The organism is Xanthomonas sp. WHRI 6106, assembly GCF_040202405.1.
Taxonomy (GTDB): Bacteria; Pseudomonadota; Gammaproteobacteria; order Xanthomonadales; family Xanthomonadaceae; genus Xanthomonas; species Xanthomonas cannabis.
In genome coordinates, this window is the sequence record NZ_JBEGFC010000001.1 from 507,657 (window position 1) to 524,987 (window position 17,331).

Genomic DNA, 17,331 nt, shown 5'->3' on the forward strand with positions numbered 1-17,331 from the left:
GCGTCGATCTGGTCGCCACTGTCGAGTGTGCCTGTGGCGCATGACCGCGATGGGTCTGGCCGCAAGCGCAACTGAAAGTGATTCCGATTAGATCATTGCCCGCCGGCTTAGGGCACCATGCGCGCATTGCGTCACTGGAGCACAGCATGAAAGGCCATCCCGAAGTCGTCGAATACCTCAAACAGCTGCTACGCGGCGAACTGGCGGCACGCGACCAGTATTTCCTGCACTCGCGCCGCTACGAGGATCAGGGCCTGATGGCGCTGTACGAGCGCATCAATCATGAAATGGAAGAGGAAACCGAGCACGCCGATGCGTTGCTGCGGCGCATCCTGTTCCTGGAAGGCGACCCGGACATGCGGCCGGCCGAGTTTGCGCCGGGCAAGACGGTGGTGGAAATGCTCGAGCGCGATCTGGTCGTCGAATACGAAGTGCGCGCAGCATTGGCTGCCGGCATGAAGCTGTGCGAAGCGCACGGCGACTATGTCAGCCGCGACGTGCTGCTCAAGCAGCTGCAGGACACCGAAGAAGATCATGCCTGGTGGCTGGAGCAGCAGCTCGGCCTGATCAAGCGGATCGGCCTGGAGTTGTACCAGACCTCGAAGATCGACAAGGGCCCTGTGGCCGGTTGATCGCCGCGGCTGCAGGAACGCGCGGTGCAAGGCCGCGCGCAGCAGCCAGCGTGTGTTGCGGCCAGGCGGTGCCTGGCCGGCCGCCATCAGCCGCGTTGCAGGCGATAGACGGCGGTGGTCAGTACGGTGACGCCATCAGCGCGAAAGCGCGGCTCCTGATCGAGGATGTCGCGCCGTTCCAGCACTTCCACCTGCCAGTTGGTGTCCAGCAACGCGTGTACCTGCGCGGCGTCCACCGAAAACGGCGGGCCGGCTTTCTCGGCTTGCGGATACTCCAGCGTGATCAGCAGGCCGCGGCAGTCTGCCGGCAGGCGCGCGTACGTCGTATCCAGATAGCGTTGACGCAGGTCCTCCGGTAATGCGACCAGCGCTGCGCGGTCGTACACCGCCCCGCAGTCGGCGAGCAGGCTCGCCTCCAGGGCAAATGCATCGCCACAAATGATTTCGATGGGACCGGCGACAAAATGCTCGCCGGCAGCGCTGATGCGACGCTGCGGTTGCAGGCCGGCTTCGTCGAAAAACTGCATCACTGCCAGTGGCGACAACTCCACGCCCAGCACCCGATGGCCTTGTGCGGCCAGCCAGTGCATGTCCATCGTCTTGCCGCATAGCGGCACCAGCACGCGGGTGTCGGTGGGCACCTGCAGCGCGGGCCAGTGCTTGCGCAGCAAGGGCATGACCTCCTGCTGGTGGAAGCCGATCTGTCCGTGCTGCCAGCGTTGCAACCAGAAATCTGTGTCCATGGAAACGTCGTGTCCTTGCGCGGCATGCGCAGCGCGCGCCGCTCGATTGATATGTCGATTACAGCGTTGGCACTACAGCTGACGCAGCTCGATCAGCCAACGCGGCGGCGCCGATCGCACCGCCGCGCGGGCATATGGCGAAGCCGCGTTACTGCACTTCCAACCGCGCCTCGGTCGCCTGAGGCGACCGCAGTCCCAGTCGCACCACTGCGCGCCGGATAGGTGAACAACCGTTACTACACTTCCAACCGCGCCTCAGTCGCCTGAGGCGACCGCAGTCTCAGTCGCGCCGCTGCGCGCCGGATGGGTGAACAACCGTTACTGCACTTCCAACCCGCGCCTCAGTCGCCTGAAGCGACCGCAGTCCCAGGCGCGCCGCATGGGTGAACAACCGTACTGCACTTCCAGCCCGCGCCTCGGTCGCCTGAGGCGACCGCAGTTCCAGCCGCGCCGCTGCGCGCCGGATGGGTGAACCCCCGTTACTGCACTTCCAACCCATCCACCTTCTGCCACCCACGCGGCAACAACGACCCACGGCTCGCGCGCGCACCCACATACGTGTCCAGATCCCTGAACGACAGGCTCATGGTGCGGGCGCCGCTGCGCACCAGCAGGGTATTGCCCGGAGCGACCGCCACCACCGCCACCACACGCTCGGTGCCGAGCTTGGCCTTGGGGATCTCGATGATCTTGTTGCCCTTGCCCTTGTCCAGCTCGGGCACCTCGGTCGCCGGCACCGCCAGCAGGTTGCCGGCGCTGGTCACCGCGACAATCCGGTCGGTCTGCGGGTCGCTCACCTGCGCCGGCGTCAGCACGTGCGAGCCGGCGGTGAGGTTGAGCATCGCCTTGCCGGCCTTGTTGCGGCCGGTGAGGTTTTCGAAACGGGTGACGAAACCGTAGCCGTGCGAGGACGCCAGCACGAAGCGGGTGGCGTTGTCCGCACTGGCCATGACCTGGAACGCGGCGCCGGAGGCCGGCGAGAAGCGCCCGGTCAGCGGTTCGCCATTGCCACGCGCGGAGGGCAGGGTGTGCACGGCGGTGGAATAGGCGCGGCCATCGGAATCCAGGAACGCCACCTGGTGGGTGCTGCGGCTGCGCACTGCCGCCCGCAGGCCATCGCCTTCGCGATACGACATGCCGGCCGGATCGACCTCGTGGCCCTTGGCGGCACGCACCCAGCCCTTTTCCGACAGCACCACGGTCATCGGTTCGCTGGCGACCATCTCGGTTTCGTCGATGGCCTGCGCGGCGCCGCGCTGCACCAGCGGCGAACGGCGCGCATCGCCGAACTTCTTGGCATCGGCGGTGAGCTCGTCCTTGATCAGCTTCTTCAGCTTGGGCTTGCTGTCCAGGATGGCCATGATCTGCGCGCGTTCCTTGGCGAGGGCATCCTGCTCGCCGCGGATCTTCATTTCTTCCAGGCGCGCCAGCTGGCGCAGCTTGGTTTCCAGGATGTATTCGGCCTGTTCCTCGCTCAGCGCGAAGCGCGCGATCAGCACCGGCTTGGGTTCGTCTTCGCTGCGGACGATGCGGATCACTTCGTCCAGGTTGAGGAAGGCGATCAACAGGCCTTCCAACAGGTGCAGACGGCGCTCGACCTTTTGCAGGCGATGGTTGAGGCGGCGGGTGACCGTGTCGCTGCGGAAGGTCAGCCATTCGCTCAGCAGGTGCTTGAGGTTCTTGACCTGCGGACGGCCATCCAGGCCGATCACGTTGAGGTTGACGCGATAGCTGCGTTCCAGGTCGGTGGTGACGAACAGGTGGCCCATCAGCTGCTCGGCATCCACGCGATTGGAGCGCGGCACCAGCACCACCCGCACCGGACTGGTGTGGTCGGATTCGTCGCGGATGTCCTCCAGCCATGGCAGCTTCTTGGCGCGCATCTGCTGGGCGATCTGCTCGATCACCTTGGACGGCGACACCTGGTACGGCAGCGCGTCGATGACGATGTTGGCGTGTTCTTTCTTGTAGGTGGCACGTGCGCGCACGCTGCCGTGGCCGGTCTCGTAGATGTTCCGCAGGTCCGCAGCCGGGGTGATGATCTCGGCGGTGGTCGGGTAGTCCGGGCCCAGCACGTGCTCGCACAAGTCGGCGACCGTGGCATCGGGGTCGTCGAGCAGGCGCAGCAGCGCGCTCACGATCTCGTTGAGGTTGTGCGGCGGCACATCGGTGGCCATGCCGACGGCGATGCCGGTGGTGCCATTGAGCAGCAGGTGCGGCAGGCGGGCCGGCAGCCAGGTGGGTTCTTCCAGGGTGCCGTCGAAGTTGGCTGCCCAATCGGTGGTGCCCTGGCTGATTTCGCCCAGCAACACTTCGGCGATCGGGGTCAGCTTGGATTCGGTGTAGCGCATCGCCGCGAACGACTTGGGGTCGTCGGTCGAGCCGAAGTTGCCCTGGCCTTCGATCAGCGGGTAACGGTACGAGAACGGCTGGGCCATCAGCACCAGTGCCTCGTAGCAGGCGCTGTCGCCATGCGGGTGGTACTTACCGATCACATCGCCCACGGTGCGCGCGGATTTCTTCGGCTTGGCGGCGGCATTCAGGCCCAGCTCGCTCATGGCGAAGATGATGCGCCGCTGCACCGGCTTCAGGCCATCGCCCAGGAATGGCAGGGCGCGGTCGAGCACCACGTACATCGAATAGTCGAGATAGGCGCGTTCGGCGTACTCGCGCAGCGGCAGCTGCTCGAAGCCGTGGAAGGTGGGACGGGTCAGATCGGTCATGTAAAGCCAGGTCCTGCGTAAGAGGAACCCGCACCAGGGCGCGGACTCGAAGAGCGCCGATTATCCGGATGCGGCGGGGGATGCCAAGCCGCGCGCATGGCCGGCGGCCAGATAACGGGTGGGCGGGGCACCGAAATGGCGGTGGAACACACTGACGAAGGCACTGGGGCTGCTATAGCCCAGCTGGTCGGCCACCTGCGCCACCGGGCTGCCCTGGCTGAGCCGGCGCAGGCCTTCGGCCAGCCGCGCCTGCTGCCGCCATTGCGCAAAACTCAGCCCGGTCTCGGCACGGAAATGCCGGCTCAGGCTGCGCGGCGATAGCCCGCCCCAGTCGGCCCAGGCTTCGAGCGGGCGCGGGTCGGCCGGGGTGTCGAGCAGCTGGCGGGCGATGCGCAGCAGCCGGCGGTCGGCCGGCATGGGCAGGTGCAGGTGGTCGATCTGCACCTGGCACAGTTCGTCCAGCAGCACTGCGGCCAGCCGTTGCTGGGCAGCGTCTAGCGGCTGATCCAGCGGCCAGCTGGCGGCACGCATGATCGCTTCGCGTGCCAGCCCGGTCAGGCGGATCACGCCGCCCTGTGCGGGCAGGGCATGGCAGGCATCGGGCCGCACCACCACGCCCCATCCGCGCATCGGCCCGGCCAGCTCCACGGTGTGCTGTCGGCCGGGCGGCATCCAGCCGGCGCAGCCGGGTGGCAGCGACAGCGTGCCCTGTTCGGTGTGCACGGTGAGCACCCCCTGTTCGACAAACATCAGCTGGCCGCGCACGTGGGAATGCCAGGCGGTTTCCGGTGCCCACACCGCACGCAGGTCGGCCAGGAACGCGATCAGCACCGGCCCGTGTGCCCACTCGAAACTGGCCCGGATGCCGGGTGGCAACGCATCGATCGTGGTTGGCGGGTTTTCGATAGTCATTGGCGCAATTGTATTACCGGGCCAGCAACCTCGGCGCGTATCGTGGCGATCCTTGCGCGCGGTTTAATACCGTATAAGATATTTGCGTTGACAAATATATTTTTCGGAACAAAATGTCTGGCATGGACCTACCGCCCACCGCCTCGCCGTCGTTCGGCCTGCTGTTGCGCCAGGTGCGCGACGCGCTGATGCGCCAACTCGACGCCGAGATGAAGGGCGAGCTGCCCGACTTCGGCTTCAGCCACTACGTGGGGCTGAAGGTCCTGGCAGTGCGTTCGCCCTGCACGGCCAACGAGTTGGCGCTGGCCCTGGACCAGACCCCGAGCGCGGTCACCCGCCTGCTCGACAAGCTCGAAGCGCTCGGCGCGGTGCGGCGCGAGCCGCATGCGCAGGACCGCCGCGCGCTGCAGATCGTCATGACCGACCAAGGCCTGGCGCTGTGGGAGCGGCTGCGCGCGCGTGGCGAGCGTGCCATCGAGCACGGCCTGCGCGACCTGTCGGCGCCCGAGCGCGAGCAACTCACCTCTCTTCTCATCCGTGTCCGCGATGCACTCAACTCATGAACGCTGCTAGTTCCCTTCTCCAGACGCTGCGCCCGCGCTCGACGCGCCTGGCGCGGCCGCTCGTCCTCACCGCGCTGAGCCTGGCGCTGGCTGCATGTGCCAGCAGCCGTGGCCTGGCACCGCAAGGCACCGTGCTGCAGCCCGGCGACGTGCATGCCGAGCGCACCCTGACGCAGGCCGGCTTGAGTTCCGCCGCATGGCCGGCCAGCGACTGGTGGCGTGCGCTGGGCGATGCGCAGCTGGATGCCCTGATTGCCGAAGGCCTGCAGCACAGCCCCAGCCTTGCCGCAGCCGATGCGCGGCTGCGGCAGGCGCAGGCGCGCATCGGTTCGGCCCAGGCCGACCGTGGCCCCAGCCTGTCGGTGTCCGGCGGCTATACCGGGTTGCAGTTGCCCGAATCGATGGTCGGCGAGGAACTGGGCGGCAGTTACGGCGGCAGCGCGCAGGTGGTGCTGGATTTCCGTTATGGCGTGGATCTGTGGGGCGGCAAGCGCAGCGCCTGGGAAGCGGCGGTGGACCAGGCACATGCGGCCGAGGTAGATGCGCAGGCGGCGCGGCTGAACCTGTCGGCGGCGATCGCCGAAGGCTATGCGCAACTGGCCTATGCGTGGAGCCTGCACGATGTGGCCAACGATGAGCTGGGCCGCGCGCAGAAGACCCTGGAGCTGACCCGGCAACGCCGCAGCGCCGGCATCGATAGCGAGCTGCAGGTGCGCCAGGCGCAGGCGCGCGTGCCGGCCGCGCAGCAGCAGGTGCAATCCGCGCAGCAGCAGATCGATGAGGCGCGCACTGCGCTGGCCGCGTTGGTCGGGCAGGGGCCGGATCGCGGGCTGGACATCGCACGGCCTGCCATCGCCGCATCGATCGCCATGCAGCTGCCGGGCAACCTGCCGGCCGATCTGCTGGGTCGTCGCCCCGACGTAGTGGCCGCGCGCTGGCGCGTGGAGGCCGCCGACAAGGACATCGCGGTGGCCAAGACGCGCTTCTATCCCAGCCTCAACCTCACCGCGCTCGGTGGGGCGGTCAATCCGGATATCGGCAAGCTGCTGGAAAGCGGCTCGGTGTTCGGATTGGTGGCGCCGGCATTGAGCCTGCCAATCTTCGACGGCGGCAAGCTGCGCGCCAATCTGGCCGGCAGCGATGCGCAGTACGACCTGGCCGTGGCCGATTACAACCAGAAGGTGATTGCCGCGCTGCGCGAAGTGGCCGACCAGGTCAACGCGGTGCGCTCGCTGCAGCAGCGCGTGCAGGCGCAGGACGAGGCCGTGCAGACGGTCAACGCCGCGTTCGGGCTGGCGCAGCAGCGTTACCGCGCCGGCATCGGCAGCTATCTGGAAGTGCTCAGCGTGCAGGAGCAGTTGCTCGTCGCACGCCAGCGCATGGCCGGGCTGCAGTCGCAACAACTCCTGGCCTCGGTGAGGTTGCAGCGTGCGCTGGGCGGCGGATTCACGCCGGAGCCCGCACGCGACACCGCACGCACCGCGACCACCTCCGCACAACCGAATTCCTGAGACAGCGACGATGAGCCAGAGCACTCCAACTTCTTCCCAACCCGCGCCGGCTGCGCCCAGCAAGCGCCGTGCGGCGCTGCGCATCGTGGCCATTCTGGTGATCGTGGCGATCATCGGTCTGGTGGCGTGGTACTTCCTGGTCGGCCGTTGGCACGAAGACACCGACGACGCCTACGTGCAGGGCAACCAGGTGCAGATCACCCCGATGGTGGGCGGCACCGTGGTCAGCATCGGCGCCGAAGACGGCATGCGCGTGGAGCGCGGCCAGTTGCTGGTGCAGCTGGACCCGGCCGACACCGCCGTGGCACTGCAGCAGGCCGAAGCCAACCTGGCCAAGACCGTGCGCCAGGTGCGCGGTCTGTACCGCAGCGTGGAAGGTGCGCAGGCCGAAGTGTCTGCGCGCGAAGTGACGCTGCGCAGCGCCCGCGCCGACTTTGCGCGACGCAGGAATCTGGCCGCCAGCGGTGCCATTTCCAACGAAGAACTGGCGCATGCCCGCGAAGAACTGGCGGCTGCCGAGGCCGCGGTGAGCGGCTCGCGCGAGAGCTTCGAGCGTAATCGCGCGCTGGTGGACGACAGCGACCTGGCCAGCCAGCCGGACGTTCAGACCGCCGCAGCGCAGGTGCGCCAGGCCTATCTCAACCACGCGCGTACCGGCGTGGTGGCACCGGTGTCCGGTTATGTCGCGCGGCGTTCGGCGCAGGTTGGCCAGCGCGTGCAGCCCGGCAGCGTGCTGATGGCGGTGGTGCCGCTGGAGCAGGTGTGGGTGGAAGCCAACTTCAAGGAAACCCAGCTCAAGCACATGCGCCTGGGCCAGGAAGTGGAGCTGCGCTCGGATCTGTACGGCGGTGGCGTGGATTACACCGGCCGCATCGAAAGCCTGGGCCTGGGCACCGGCAGCGCGTTCTCGCTGTTGCCGGCGCAGAACGCCAGCGGCAACTGGATCAAGATCGTGCAGCGCGTGCCGGTGCGCATTGCGGTGGACAGCAAGCAGTTGGCAGGCAATCCATTGCGCATCGGCCTGTCGATGAAGGTCGAGGTCAATCTGCACGACCAGCAGGGCAGCGTGCTGCCGACCAAGCCTGCGACCGGCGCGGTGTTCTCCACCGACGTGTATGCGCAGCAGTTGCAGGCCGCCGACGCCGACATCCATCGCATCATCCAGGACAACCTGCCGTCGCAGGCTGCCACCAAGGCGGGCTGAGCCACCATGTCTTCGCAAGCTCCCACCGCGCCCGGCGGCCCGGCGGCGCCAGCGCCCGCCGCCGGCTTTCGCCCGGCCAGCGTGGCGCTGTGCACCGTGGGCCTGGCCATGGCCTCGTTCATGCAGGTGCTGGACACCACCATCGCCAACGTCTCGCTGCCGACCATCGCCGGCAATCTCGGCGCCAGTTCGCAGCAGGCCACCTGGGTCATCACCTCGTTCGCGGTCAGCACCGCGATCGCCTTGCCGCTCACCGGCTGGCTGAGCCGTCGGTTTGGCGAGACCAAATTGTTCGTGTGGTCCACGCTGGCCTTCACCATCGCCTCGCTGCTGTGCGGCCTGGCGCAGAGCATGGGCATGCTGGTGGTGTCGCGTGCACTGCAGGGCTTCGTGGCCGGGCCGATGTACCCGATCACCCAGAGCTTGCTGGTGTCGATCTACCCACGCGAAAAACGCGGGCAGGCGCTCGCCCTGCTGGCGATGATCACCGTGGTGGCGCCGATCGCCGGCCCGATCCTGGGTGGCTGGATCACCGACAACTACAGCTGGGAATGGATCTTCCTGATCAACGTGCCGCTGGGCATCATCGCCAGCAGTATCGTGGGCTCGCAGTTGCGCAATCGCCCCGAGCAACTCGAAAAGCCGCGCATGGACTACATCGGCCTGATCCTGCTGGTGGTCGGCGTGGGCGCGCTGCAGCTGGTGCTGGATCTGGGCAATGACGAAGACTGGTTCTCGTCCGACAAGATCGTGGTGCTGGCCTGCGTCGCTGCGGTGGCGCTGGTGGTGTTTGTGATCTGGGAACTCACCGACAAGGACCCCATCGTCGACCTCAAGCTGTTCCGGCATCGCAACTTCCGCGCCGGCACGCTGGCCATGGTGGTGGCGTATGCGGCGTTCTTCAGTGTCAGCCTGCTGATCCCGCAATGGCTGCAACGCGACATGGGCTACACCGCGATCTGGGCCGGCCTGGCGACCGCGCCGATCGGCATCCTGCCGGTATTGATGACGCCGTTCGTGGGCAAGTACGCGCTGCGTTTTGACTTGCGCATGCTCGCCACCATCGCCTTCGTCTTCATGTCGTTCACCAGCTTCTTCCGCTCCAACTTCAACCTGCAGGTGGACTTCGGCCACGTTGCGACCATTCAGCTGGTGATGGGCGTGGGCGTCGCGTTGTTCTTCATGCCGGTGCTGCAAATCCTGTTGTCGGATCTGGATGGGCGCGAGATTGCTGCGGGCTCCGGCCTGGCGACATTTCTGCGCACGCTGGGCGGCAGCTTTGCCGCATCGTTGACCACCTATCTGTGGGCACGCCGGACCCAGGTGCACCACGCGCACATCACCGAACACATCTCGGTCTACACGCCGGGCATGCAGGAGCAGGTCACCGCAATGGGGCAGGGCGACCTGCAGCGCGGCGCGGCCTCGCTCAACAATATGATCAACCACCAGGCCTCGCAGATGGGCTTCAACGACATCTTCTACCTGCTCGGCTGGACCTTCCTGGCCATCATCTTCTTCCTATGGCTGGCCAAGCCCCCGTTCGGTGCGGGTGCCGGTGGCGCGGCGGCGGCTGGCGGGCATTGAGCGCTGAGCGCGGCAGTGGGCTGAGCATGAAAAACCCCGCTGAAATGCGGGGTTTTTCTTCATTCGGGATTTAGCGTTGGCCGACTGCCGCAGCGCCAAGCAGTTCGATGCGATGCATGGCCTGACGCAGGCCTTGGCAAATGAAGACCTCGCAACACTGATGCCCCAAACGCAAAAAACCCCGCCGAAGCGAGGTTTTTTACGATCTACCGTGAGTCGTGGTGCCCAGGAGAGGACTCGAACCTCCACGAAGTTGCCCCCGCTAGCACCTGAAGCTAGTGCGTCTACCAATTCCGCCACCTGGGCGACTCAGGGGGCGAATTGTGCAAGCTACGTGCGTGGCTGTCAACGCATCTTTTGCAAAATTTTAGCGTCGCTTGCGATGCGCGTGACCAGAGCGGCGGCGGGGCGGCGGATGCGCGCAGCACGCGTCCGCCACGGGCCGCTCACGGCAACTGGGTGGCCTCCAGGGCGACCTCCACGCTCTGCACCGGTTCGCTCGCCGAGCGCGCCAGTTGCACGCGGTAGGTGCCCGCCGCAATCGTCCAGTGACGTGCCTTGGCATCGAAGTCGGCCAACGTCTTCGGCTCGGCCACCACCTGCACGCGGCGCTTTTCGCCTGGCTTGAGCGTGAGCTTCTGCCAGCCGATCAGCCGCAGCGGGGTGGCGTGGCCGTCGGGCAGGGTGACGTAGAGCTGCGGCACCGCGGCACCTTCACGCTGGCCGATGTTTTCCACCTCGAAGCTGGCGGTGAGCTGGCTGCCGTTGGCGTCCACGCGCAGCCCGCCCATGCGGAACTGGGTGTACGACAGGCCGTGGCCGAACGGATAGCGCGGGGTGAGATTGCGCGCGGCGAACCACTTGTAGCCGACGTTGGCGCCTTCGATGGCGTAGTCGATGCTGTCTTCGCCCGGCTTGGCCGGCTTGAAGCCCAGGCCCGGAATCGAGGGGCGCGGCAGCTGCGACTCGTTCACCGGCCAGGTCACCGGCAGGTGGCCGGACGGGTTCACCGCACCGGTCAGCAGGTTGGCGATCGCTTCGCCGCCACCGATGCCCGGGTACCACGCCTGCAGCACCGCCGGCACGCGCTCGGCCCACGGCATGCGCACCGGTCCGTTGGTTTCCAGCACCACGGTGGTCTTGGGGTTGGCCTTGGCCACCGCTTCGATCAAGGCGTCCTGGTTGTCGGGCAGGCGCATGTCCGGCAGATCCACCGATTCGGCGGCCCACTGGGTGGCGAACACGATCGCCACATCGGCGGTCTTCGCCGCGCGTGCGGCCGCTGCACGGTCCTTGCCGTTCACGTAATCGATCTGCGCATTCGGCAACGCGGCGCGCAGCGCCTGCAACGGCGAAGACGGGTGGATGATCACCGGGCCGGGCCACGTGGTCGGCGTGATGCCCGGTACCGCGTTGCCGCCGTTGATGGTGTAGTCCACGCGCGAGGAGCCGCCGCCGGACATCACGCCCTTGTCGGCGTAGCCGCCGATCACGGCAATGCGGCGCACGTCTCTGGACAGCGGCAAGGTGGCCTGCTCGTTACGCAGCAACACGCTGCCTTCCTCGGCCACATGCTGCGCAGCCAAGAGGCCGGCCTTGCCGTCGATCGGCTGGCGCTGGGTCGGGTGATCGAACGCGCCATGCGCGAACAGGCTGCGCAACACGCGCTTGACCATGTCGTCGAAACGCGCGCGCGGCACCACGCCGGCCGACACCGCCATGCGCAACGGCGCATCGAAGAACACCGCCGCGTCGAACACTTCGCCGGCCGATTGCTGATCCAGCCCGGCCAACGCCGCCTTGGAGCCGCTGTGCACGCCGCCCCAGTCGGACATCACGTAACCGGGGTATTTCCATTCCTGCTTGAGCACCTGGTTGAGCAGGTAATCGTGCTCGCAGCCATAGATGCCGTTGATCTTGTTGTACGAACACATCACCGAGGCCGGGTCGCCGACCTTCAATGCGATCTCGAAGGCCAGCAGATCCGATTCGTGCATCGCCTGCTCGCCGATGTCGGCGCTGTGGAAGTTGCGCCGCGTCTCCATGTCGTTGAGCGCGTAGTGCTTCATCGTCGACAACACATGTTCGCTCTGCACGCCGCGGATCGATTCGCCGACCATGGTGCCGGCCAGCAACGGATCTTCGCCGGCATATTCGAAATTACGCCCGTTACGCGGGTCGCGCTGCAGATTGACGCTGCCGGCCAGCAACACGTTGAAGCCCTGCTGCCAGGATTCGCGGCCCATGGTCTTGCCGCCGGCGTACGCCAACTGCGGGTTCCAGCTCGATGCAGTGGACGGACCTGATGGCATGGCGGTGGCGAAGTCGCCCTTGCGGATGCCACCCGGGTTGGTCACGCCCACGCCTGCATCGGCGAGCTGCTGCGCGGGGATGCCCAGGCGCGGAACGCCAGGCACGTAACCGGCCGAGCCCAGCGCACCTTCAGGCTTGGGGATCTTGTCGGTGCCCAGGCCGAAATAGCTGCGCAGCATCTGGAATTTTTCGTCGTCGGTCATCTGCGCCAGCAGGCGATCGGCGCGCTGGTCCGCCGTCAATGCGGTGTCCATCCACGGCTGCGACGACGGCGCGCCTTGTGCGACAACCAGCGGTGCAGCCAGGGCGATGCCCAGGCCCATGACTACCGCCAGGACCAGGGGGCGCGGGCGTTTCTGGTGGTGTGTAAACGTTTTCATATCGAGGTGTGGCACGGGGTGTCCTTGTAGTGCTGGGTCGTAACGAACTTGTGGGCACCGAAGTGCCCGAATCGGGTGGACGCGGCTATGCCGCGCTGCCGCCTGCCGGAATCGGCGTGGCGGTTAGAAGCCGGTCTGCGCGGTGCGCAGGACCGGGTAAAGCTGATAGCGCTCATCCCAGGAAGAATGGCGCTTGGCGAAGAATTCCAGCCGTGCCTGCGGATCCTTGGCAAAGTCCGGGTCGCTGGCGATGCGCTGTTCGAATTGCGCCTTCAATGCGGCATCGCTGGCGAGCATGTCGCGCGCCACCTCTTCGGCGACGTAGGCTTCCATGTATTCCTTGCGCTCGAACGCGGTGTTGAAAAAGCCCCACTGCAGCAGCGAGTCCGGCGCCTGCGGTTCCAGCATCGCCATCACCAGGCGTGCCTTGGGTTGGGCGATTGGCACGAACAGCGAGCCAGCCGGCACATCGCGGCTTTCATCGCGCCATTGCCCAACGAGGTCGAGCGCCTGGTGACCTTCATTCGAGCGCGCGGCAAAGCTGGCCTTGTCGGCGCGGAAGGTTTGCACCGGACGCTTGGCCGCACTGCCGATGGTCTGGAAGTCGATGCCGTGCAGGCGCAGTTTTTCGCCCACCAGGACGGCTTGCGCGGCCGGCACCAGGTAGCCGCCGCGCGGCGCATCCACCACCACATCAGGCTTGATCTGGTCGCGCAGCGGCACTTTCCAGATGTGCGGTGTGCGCTCGTCGTAGTGCGTCATCAACGCGCCGGAAATCGGCGACGGTGTGCGTGTGTATGCATAGCCGCGAAACGCGACCGTGCGCGCCTGCGGGCCGGCGGCAAAGCTCAACGGCTCGGATGTGCCAGCCAGCTGCATGGCGCGTTGGTCGGCGGCCAGTGCATCGGCGCGCCACTGCGCGCCATTGCGTGCAGTCTGCTGCAGCACCGACACGATGGCATTACGGGTCACCCGCACGCGTGTGGGGTAGTCCTTCCACGAATGCGTTTCCACCAGCATGCCGAAGCGGTTGCGCAGCAGGAAATACCCGTGCGAGAAGCGTGGCGGCGAGACATCGTCGGCAAAACCGGAGGCAGGGTCGTCCTCGTGTACGAAGGACGGGTAGTAGGGCAGCGGCAGCGAGCCCTGTTTTTTCAGATCCGCCAGTACCGCGTCGCGCCAGCGCGTGCCGTCGCGCTGCAAGGTCGCATCGCCGGCATGCACCGGCTCCACCTGCACCGACACGTCGTGCTCGAACTTGGCGCCATCGGTGACGTGCAGGTCCACATACATCAGCGGGTCCCACTGCTGCACCAGGCGCAGCATGGCCTGCATCTCGGGTGCGTCGGCCTTGACGTAATCGCGGTTGAGGTTGAGGTTCTGCGCGGTGGTGCGCCAGCCCATCTGCTCGGGGCCGCGCTGGTTGGGCCGGTTCCAGGCGCCAAAGCGCTCATGCCCGTCCACGTTGAACACCGGCACGAATACCCACACCAGTTTGTCGAGCACGCCTTTACCGGCCTTGCCGTCGAGCAGTTCGCGCAATGCCAGGAAGCCCGCGTCCTTGCCGTCGATCTCGCCGGCGTGGATACCGCCCTGGATCAACACCACCGGCAGCTTGCGCTGCGCGGCCGACTGCGCGTCGAGCGCGCCACTGGTGGAGACGACCAAGGCCTTCATCGGCCGGCCTTCCGGCGTGGTGCCGAACTCTTCGCAGCGCACCGCCTGCGGGTAGCGCTGCGCGAAGGCATCGCACAGCGCGATGACTTCGTCATAGCGGCCGGTCTGCACGAACCCGCTGCGCTCGGCCTGCGTGGTCAGTGGTGTGGCGGCAAGCGCGGCAGGGGGGGAAGTCAGCAGCAACAGGCTCAGGGCCAGGCGGGTGAAGCGGGGCATCCAGCGGTCCAGTGTTCCAGGAAAACGTTTGCAATGTAGCCGAGCCGAGCGGGCAGGCCAATCTGCACTGCGGCATGGGCAGCGGTCAGCAGCGAGCGCGAGCGCCCGGTCGGTGCTGCATTTCGCTGCGCCTCCATGCGCAATGCCCAGGCGTTTGATGGCATCGAACGCACCGGTGCCCTGCGCGTTAGCCGTGCGGTGCGCTGCGCACGGCAGGACCATGGCCGGCGACGTCCTGGCGCCGGTACGATAGCGCCTGTCTACCGCTCGACCGGACCGCCTTTGACCACCTCCACCTTGCCGGGCCCTACCGCCGGTGCGCGCCTGCCGCGCCAGATTCCTTTCATCATCGGCAACGAAGCCTGCGAGCGTTTCAGCTTCTACGGGATGCGCAACATCCTGGTGCAGTTCCTGATCACCTCACTGCTGCTGCAGGAGGTTGGCGCGCCGGGCCGCGAGGCCGAAGCCAAGCACATCCTGCACAGCTTCATGATCGGGGTGTATTTCTTCCCGCTGCTGGGGGGCTGGCTGGCCGATCGCTTCTTCGGCAAATACAACACCATCCTGTGGTTCAGCCTGGTGTACTGCGCCGGGCATGCCTGTCTTGCGGCGTTCGAAGGCAGCCGCAGCGGGTTCTTTGTCGGGCTGGGCTTGATCGCGCTGGGCGCGGGCGGCATCAAGCCGCTGGTGGCCTCGTTCATGGGCGACCAGTTCGACCAGTCCAACAAGCACCTGGCCAAGGTGGTGTTCGACGCCTTTTACTGGATCATCAATTTCGGCTCGCTGTTCGCCTCGCTGCTGATTCCGTTGGCCTTGAAAAATCTGGGTCCGTCCTGGGCGTTCGGCATCCCCGGCATCCTGATGTTCGTGGCCACGCTGGTGTTCTGGCTGGGCCGCAGCCGCTACGTGCGGGTGCCGCTGCCGCCGAAAGATCCGCACGGGTTCGGTGCGGTGGTGCGGACGGCGTTGTTGGCACGCGCGGCGGGGCAGGGGCGGCCCGGCCTGGTGCTGGCCGTCCTCTCGGTGGTGGCTGCACTGGCCTGCCTGGCGCTGGTGGCGCCGCTGGGCATCGTGATCTGCCTGTGCATGGCGCTGGTGCTGCTGCTGGCCGGGATCGGCGGCGGTACCTGGTGGCAGCTGGAGCGTGCACGCGGTACGCATCCGGACGCGGCCGTGGAAGGTGTGCGTGCCTTGCTGCGCGTGCTGGTGATCTTCGCGCTGGTGACGCCGTTCTTTTCCCTGTTCGATCAGAAGGCCTCCACCTGGGTGCTGCAGGGACGCGAAATGACCATGCCGGCCTGGTTCACCGCCTCGCAGATGCAGGCGCTCAATCCGTTGCTGGTGATGCTGCTGATTCCCTTCAACAACCTGGTGCTGTACCCGCTGCTGCGCCGTGGCGGCTGGGAGCCGACGCCGTTGCGTCGCATGACCAGCGGCATTGCCTTCAGTGGCGTGGCGTGGATTGCGGTCGGGGCGATCCAGGTGGTCATGGACGGCGGCGAGCCGATGCACATCGCCTGGCAGATCCTGCCCTATGCCTTGCTCACTTTCGGCGAGGTGCTGGTGTCGGCCACCGGCATCGAGTTCGCCTACAGCCAGGCACCGGCATCGATGAAGGGCGTTGTGATGAGTTTCTGGTATCTCACCACCACCGTCGGCAACCTGTGGGTGCTGCTATCGAACGTGGCGGTGCGCAACGCGACGGTGACCTCGCAGATCGCCGATACTGGGCTGAGCGAGGCGGCATTTCTGATGTTCTTCTTCGCGGCGTTTGCGTTTCTGGCGGCGCTGGCCTTCGGCCTGTACGCGCGCCGTTATCGCATGGTCGACAATTACCGTTCTGCCTGAGGTCTGCATGATTACCCTGATCCTGATCGCCATCACCGGCATCGTCTCGTGGATGGCGTTCAACAACCGCAAGCTGGCCGACCGGCTGATCCTGTGGCCGCCGGCGCTGGACAAGAACCGGCAGTACGACCGGCTGGTGACCTACGGTTTCATTCATGCCGACCTGGGCCACCTGGTCTTCAACATGATCACGCTGTTCTTTTTCGGCCGGGTGATCGAGAACGTGATGACACAGCTGACCGGCAGCGTGCTGACTTATCCGCTGTTCTATCTGGCCGCGTTGGTGGTGTCGATCCTGCCCAGCTACCTGAAGAACCAGCACAACCCCAACTATTTGAGTCTGGGTGCGTCCGGTGCGGTGTCGGCGGTGTTGTTCGCCTTCATCCTGCTGCAGCCGTGGACGATCATCCTGGTGCTGTTCATTCCGGCACCGGCGATCATCTATGCGGTGTTCTATGTGGGCTACAGCCTGTGGATGGACCGCCGCGGCGGCGACCGCATCAACCACAGCGCGCACCTGGCCGGCGCGGCGTTCGGGGTGATGTTCATGCTGATCATGGAGCCGCGTGTGTGGCAGGTCTTTCTGGAGCAGCTGTCCAATCCGCGCTTTGGCTGAGTGTCCGGCGGCGGCAGCGAGGCGTCCGCCAGGCGGCGGTAGCCACGCACGTTGCAGCGGTGCCAATCGGCGGATCCCGCGGACGGCGCCAGGGCCGGCACGATGGCGTCGCCAGCCCCGGCAGATGTAGCGACGCTGGCCTTTAAGCCGCGTTGCGTTCCTGATCGGTGGTGCTACCGATCGCTGCACCCGAGGTCGCGCCATAGGCCTGCTGCAGGCGCTGGTAGACGGTATCGTTGAGCTGGGCGAAATCGGGGTTATGGGTGTCGCCGGTGATGGCGAACTGGAACAGGCCCTCGAGCAACGAGCTGTCGCTGTCTGCGGTGTGTCCGGCCGAATCGTTGTGCATGCGGTGACTCCTCGTAGGTAAGAAGGATCTGGCCATGCCGGAGACCGGTTGCAGCGA

General features: G+C 66.3%; 13 protein-coding genes and 1 tRNA gene. 7 read left to right on the forward strand and 7 right to left on the reverse strand.

Annotated features, from left to right (window positions below):
* The first annotated feature begins 146 nt into the window (after positions 1-146).
* Positions 147-632, forward strand: coding sequence for a bacterioferritin (gene bfr / locus ABQZ09_RS02265; RefSeq protein WP_068835680.1), 486 nt, complete (start codon positions 147-149; stop codon positions 630-632).
* An 86-nt stretch (positions 633-718) separates the two neighbouring features.
* On the opposite strand, the gene ABQZ09_RS02270 is transcribed toward bfr, so the two are convergent.
* The 3 genes from ABQZ09_RS02270 to ABQZ09_RS02280 all read right to left on the reverse strand — a co-directional run bounded on the left by ABQZ09_RS02270 (position 719) and on the right by ABQZ09_RS02280 (position 5,010).
* Positions 719-1,375 carry a thiopurine S-methyltransferase gene (locus tag ABQZ09_RS02270; RefSeq protein WP_349776013.1) on the reverse strand — a complete coding sequence of 219 codons (657 nt, stop codon included), beginning with the start codon at positions 1,373-1,375 and terminating at the stop codon, positions 719-721.
* 479 nt (positions 1,376-1,854) lie between these two features.
* Positions 1,855-4,098: a DNA topoisomerase IV subunit A gene (gene parC / locus ABQZ09_RS02275; protein WP_349776014.1), complete on the reverse strand. Its 2,244-nt coding sequence runs from the start codon at positions 4,096-4,098 to the stop codon at positions 1,855-1,857.
* Positions 4,099-4,158: 60 nt separating this feature from the next.
* Positions 4,159-5,010 carry an AraC family transcriptional regulator gene (locus ABQZ09_RS02280; RefSeq protein WP_039563972.1) on the reverse strand — a complete coding sequence of 284 codons (852 nt, stop codon included), beginning with the start codon at positions 5,008-5,010 and terminating at the stop codon, positions 4,159-4,161.
* Between the two features lie 122 nt (positions 5,011-5,132).
* On the opposite strand from ABQZ09_RS02280, the gene ABQZ09_RS02285 reads away from it, so the two are divergent.
* Genes ABQZ09_RS02285 through ABQZ09_RS02300 form a run of 4 tightly spaced genes read left to right on the forward strand, consistent with a single transcriptional unit; the run spans position 5,133 to position 9,875 of the window.
* Positions 5,133-5,573, forward strand: a complete 441-nt coding sequence (locus tag ABQZ09_RS02285) for a MarR family winged helix-turn-helix transcriptional regulator (protein ID WP_039410307.1) — start codon at positions 5,133-5,135, stop codon at positions 5,571-5,573.
* Positions 5,570-7,084 carry an AdeC/AdeK/OprM family multidrug efflux complex outer membrane factor gene (locus ABQZ09_RS02290; RefSeq protein ID WP_349776015.1) on the forward strand — a complete coding sequence of 505 codons (1,515 nt, stop codon included), beginning with the start codon at positions 5,570-5,572 and terminating at the stop codon, positions 7,082-7,084. The genes ABQZ09_RS02285 and ABQZ09_RS02290 overlap by 4 nt, the downstream gene beginning before the upstream one ends.
* 10 nt (positions 7,085-7,094) lie before the next feature.
* Positions 7,095-8,288: an HlyD family secretion protein gene (locus ABQZ09_RS02295; RefSeq protein WP_184386946.1), complete on the forward strand. Its 1,194-nt coding sequence runs from the start codon at positions 7,095-7,097 to the stop codon at positions 8,286-8,288.
* Between the two features lie 6 nt (positions 8,289-8,294).
* Complete coding sequence (locus ABQZ09_RS02300) at positions 8,295-9,875, forward strand: DHA2 family efflux MFS transporter permease subunit (RefSeq protein ID WP_047693582.1); 1,581 nt, start codon at positions 8,295-8,297, stop codon at positions 9,873-9,875.
* A 219-nt stretch (positions 9,876-10,094) separates the two neighbouring features.
* Here the strand turns inward: ABQZ09_RS02300 and ABQZ09_RS02305 are convergent.
* The 3 genes from ABQZ09_RS02305 to ABQZ09_RS02315 form a co-directional block, all read right to left on the reverse strand.
* A tRNA-Leu gene (locus ABQZ09_RS02305) sits at positions 10,095-10,181 on the reverse strand.
* Between the two features lie 140 nt (positions 10,182-10,321).
* Entirely contained in the window at positions 10,322-12,568 is a 2,247-nt protein-coding gene (locus tag ABQZ09_RS02310; RefSeq protein WP_349776016.1) for a beta-glucosidase family protein, read from the reverse strand.
* Between the two features lie 123 nt (positions 12,569-12,691).
* Positions 12,692-14,461, reverse strand: coding sequence for a M14 family metallopeptidase (locus tag ABQZ09_RS02315; protein ID WP_349776017.1), 1,770 nt, complete (start codon positions 14,459-14,461; stop codon positions 12,692-12,694).
* Between the two features lie 282 nt (positions 14,462-14,743).
* Here ABQZ09_RS02315 and ABQZ09_RS02320 point away from each other — a divergent pair, with 282 nt between their 5' ends.
* Positions 14,744-16,309: a POT-type proton-dependent oligopeptide transporter gene (locus ABQZ09_RS02320; protein ID WP_349776018.1), complete on the forward strand. Its 1,566-nt coding sequence runs from the start codon at positions 14,744-14,746 to the stop codon at positions 16,307-16,309.
* A 7-nt stretch (positions 16,310-16,316) separates the two neighbouring features.
* Entirely contained in the window at positions 16,317-16,925 is a 609-nt protein-coding gene (locus ABQZ09_RS02325; RefSeq protein ID WP_039414461.1) for a rhomboid family intramembrane serine protease, read from the forward strand.
* A gap of 142 nt (positions 16,926-17,067) precedes the next feature.
* On the opposite strand, the gene ABQZ09_RS02330 is transcribed toward ABQZ09_RS02325, so the two are convergent.
* Positions 17,068-17,274: a hypothetical protein gene (locus ABQZ09_RS02330; protein ID WP_039414464.1), complete on the reverse strand. Its 207-nt coding sequence runs from the start codon at positions 17,272-17,274 to the stop codon at positions 17,068-17,070.
* Positions 17,275-17,331: the final 57 nt, after the last annotated feature.

What these genes read in the sequence shown, in the direction of transcription:
- bfr (WP_068835680.1), top strand. Translation starts at nt 147, where the DNA reads ATGAAAGGCCATCCCGAAGTCGTCGAATACCTCAAACAGCTGCTACGC.
- ABQZ09_RS02270 (WP_349776013.1), bottom strand. Translation starts at nt 1,375, where the DNA reads ATGGACACAGATTTCTGGTTGCAACGCTGGCAGCACGGACAGATCGGC.
- parC (WP_349776014.1), bottom strand. Translation starts at nt 4,098, where the DNA reads ATGACCGATCTGACCCGTCCCACCTTCCACGGCTTCGAGCAGCTGCCG.
- ABQZ09_RS02280 (WP_039563972.1), bottom strand. Translation starts at nt 5,010, where the DNA reads ATGACTATCGAAAACCCGCCAACCACGATCGATGCGTTGCCACCCGGC.
- ABQZ09_RS02285 (WP_039410307.1), top strand. Translation starts at nt 5,133, where the DNA reads ATGGACCTACCGCCCACCGCCTCGCCGTCGTTCGGCCTGCTGTTGCGC.
- ABQZ09_RS02290 (WP_349776015.1), top strand. Translation starts at nt 5,570, where the DNA reads ATGAACGCTGCTAGTTCCCTTCTCCAGACGCTGCGCCCGCGCTCGACG.
- ABQZ09_RS02295 (WP_184386946.1), top strand. Translation starts at nt 7,095, where the DNA reads ATGAGCCAGAGCACTCCAACTTCTTCCCAACCCGCGCCGGCTGCGCCC.
- ABQZ09_RS02300 (WP_047693582.1), top strand. Translation starts at nt 8,295, where the DNA reads ATGTCTTCGCAAGCTCCCACCGCGCCCGGCGGCCCGGCGGCGCCAGCG.
- ABQZ09_RS02310 (WP_349776016.1), bottom strand. Translation starts at nt 12,568, where the DNA reads ATGAAAACGTTTACACACCACCAGAAACGCCCGCGCCCCCTGGTCCTG.
- ABQZ09_RS02315 (WP_349776017.1), bottom strand. Translation starts at nt 14,461, where the DNA reads ATGCCCCGCTTCACCCGCCTGGCCCTGAGCCTGTTGCTGCTGACTTCC.
- ABQZ09_RS02325 (WP_039414461.1), top strand. Translation starts at nt 16,317, where the DNA reads ATGATTACCCTGATCCTGATCGCCATCACCGGCATCGTCTCGTGGATG.
- ABQZ09_RS02330 (WP_039414464.1), bottom strand. Translation starts at nt 17,274, where the DNA reads ATGCACAACGATTCGGCCGGACACACCGCAGACAGCGACAGCTCGTTG.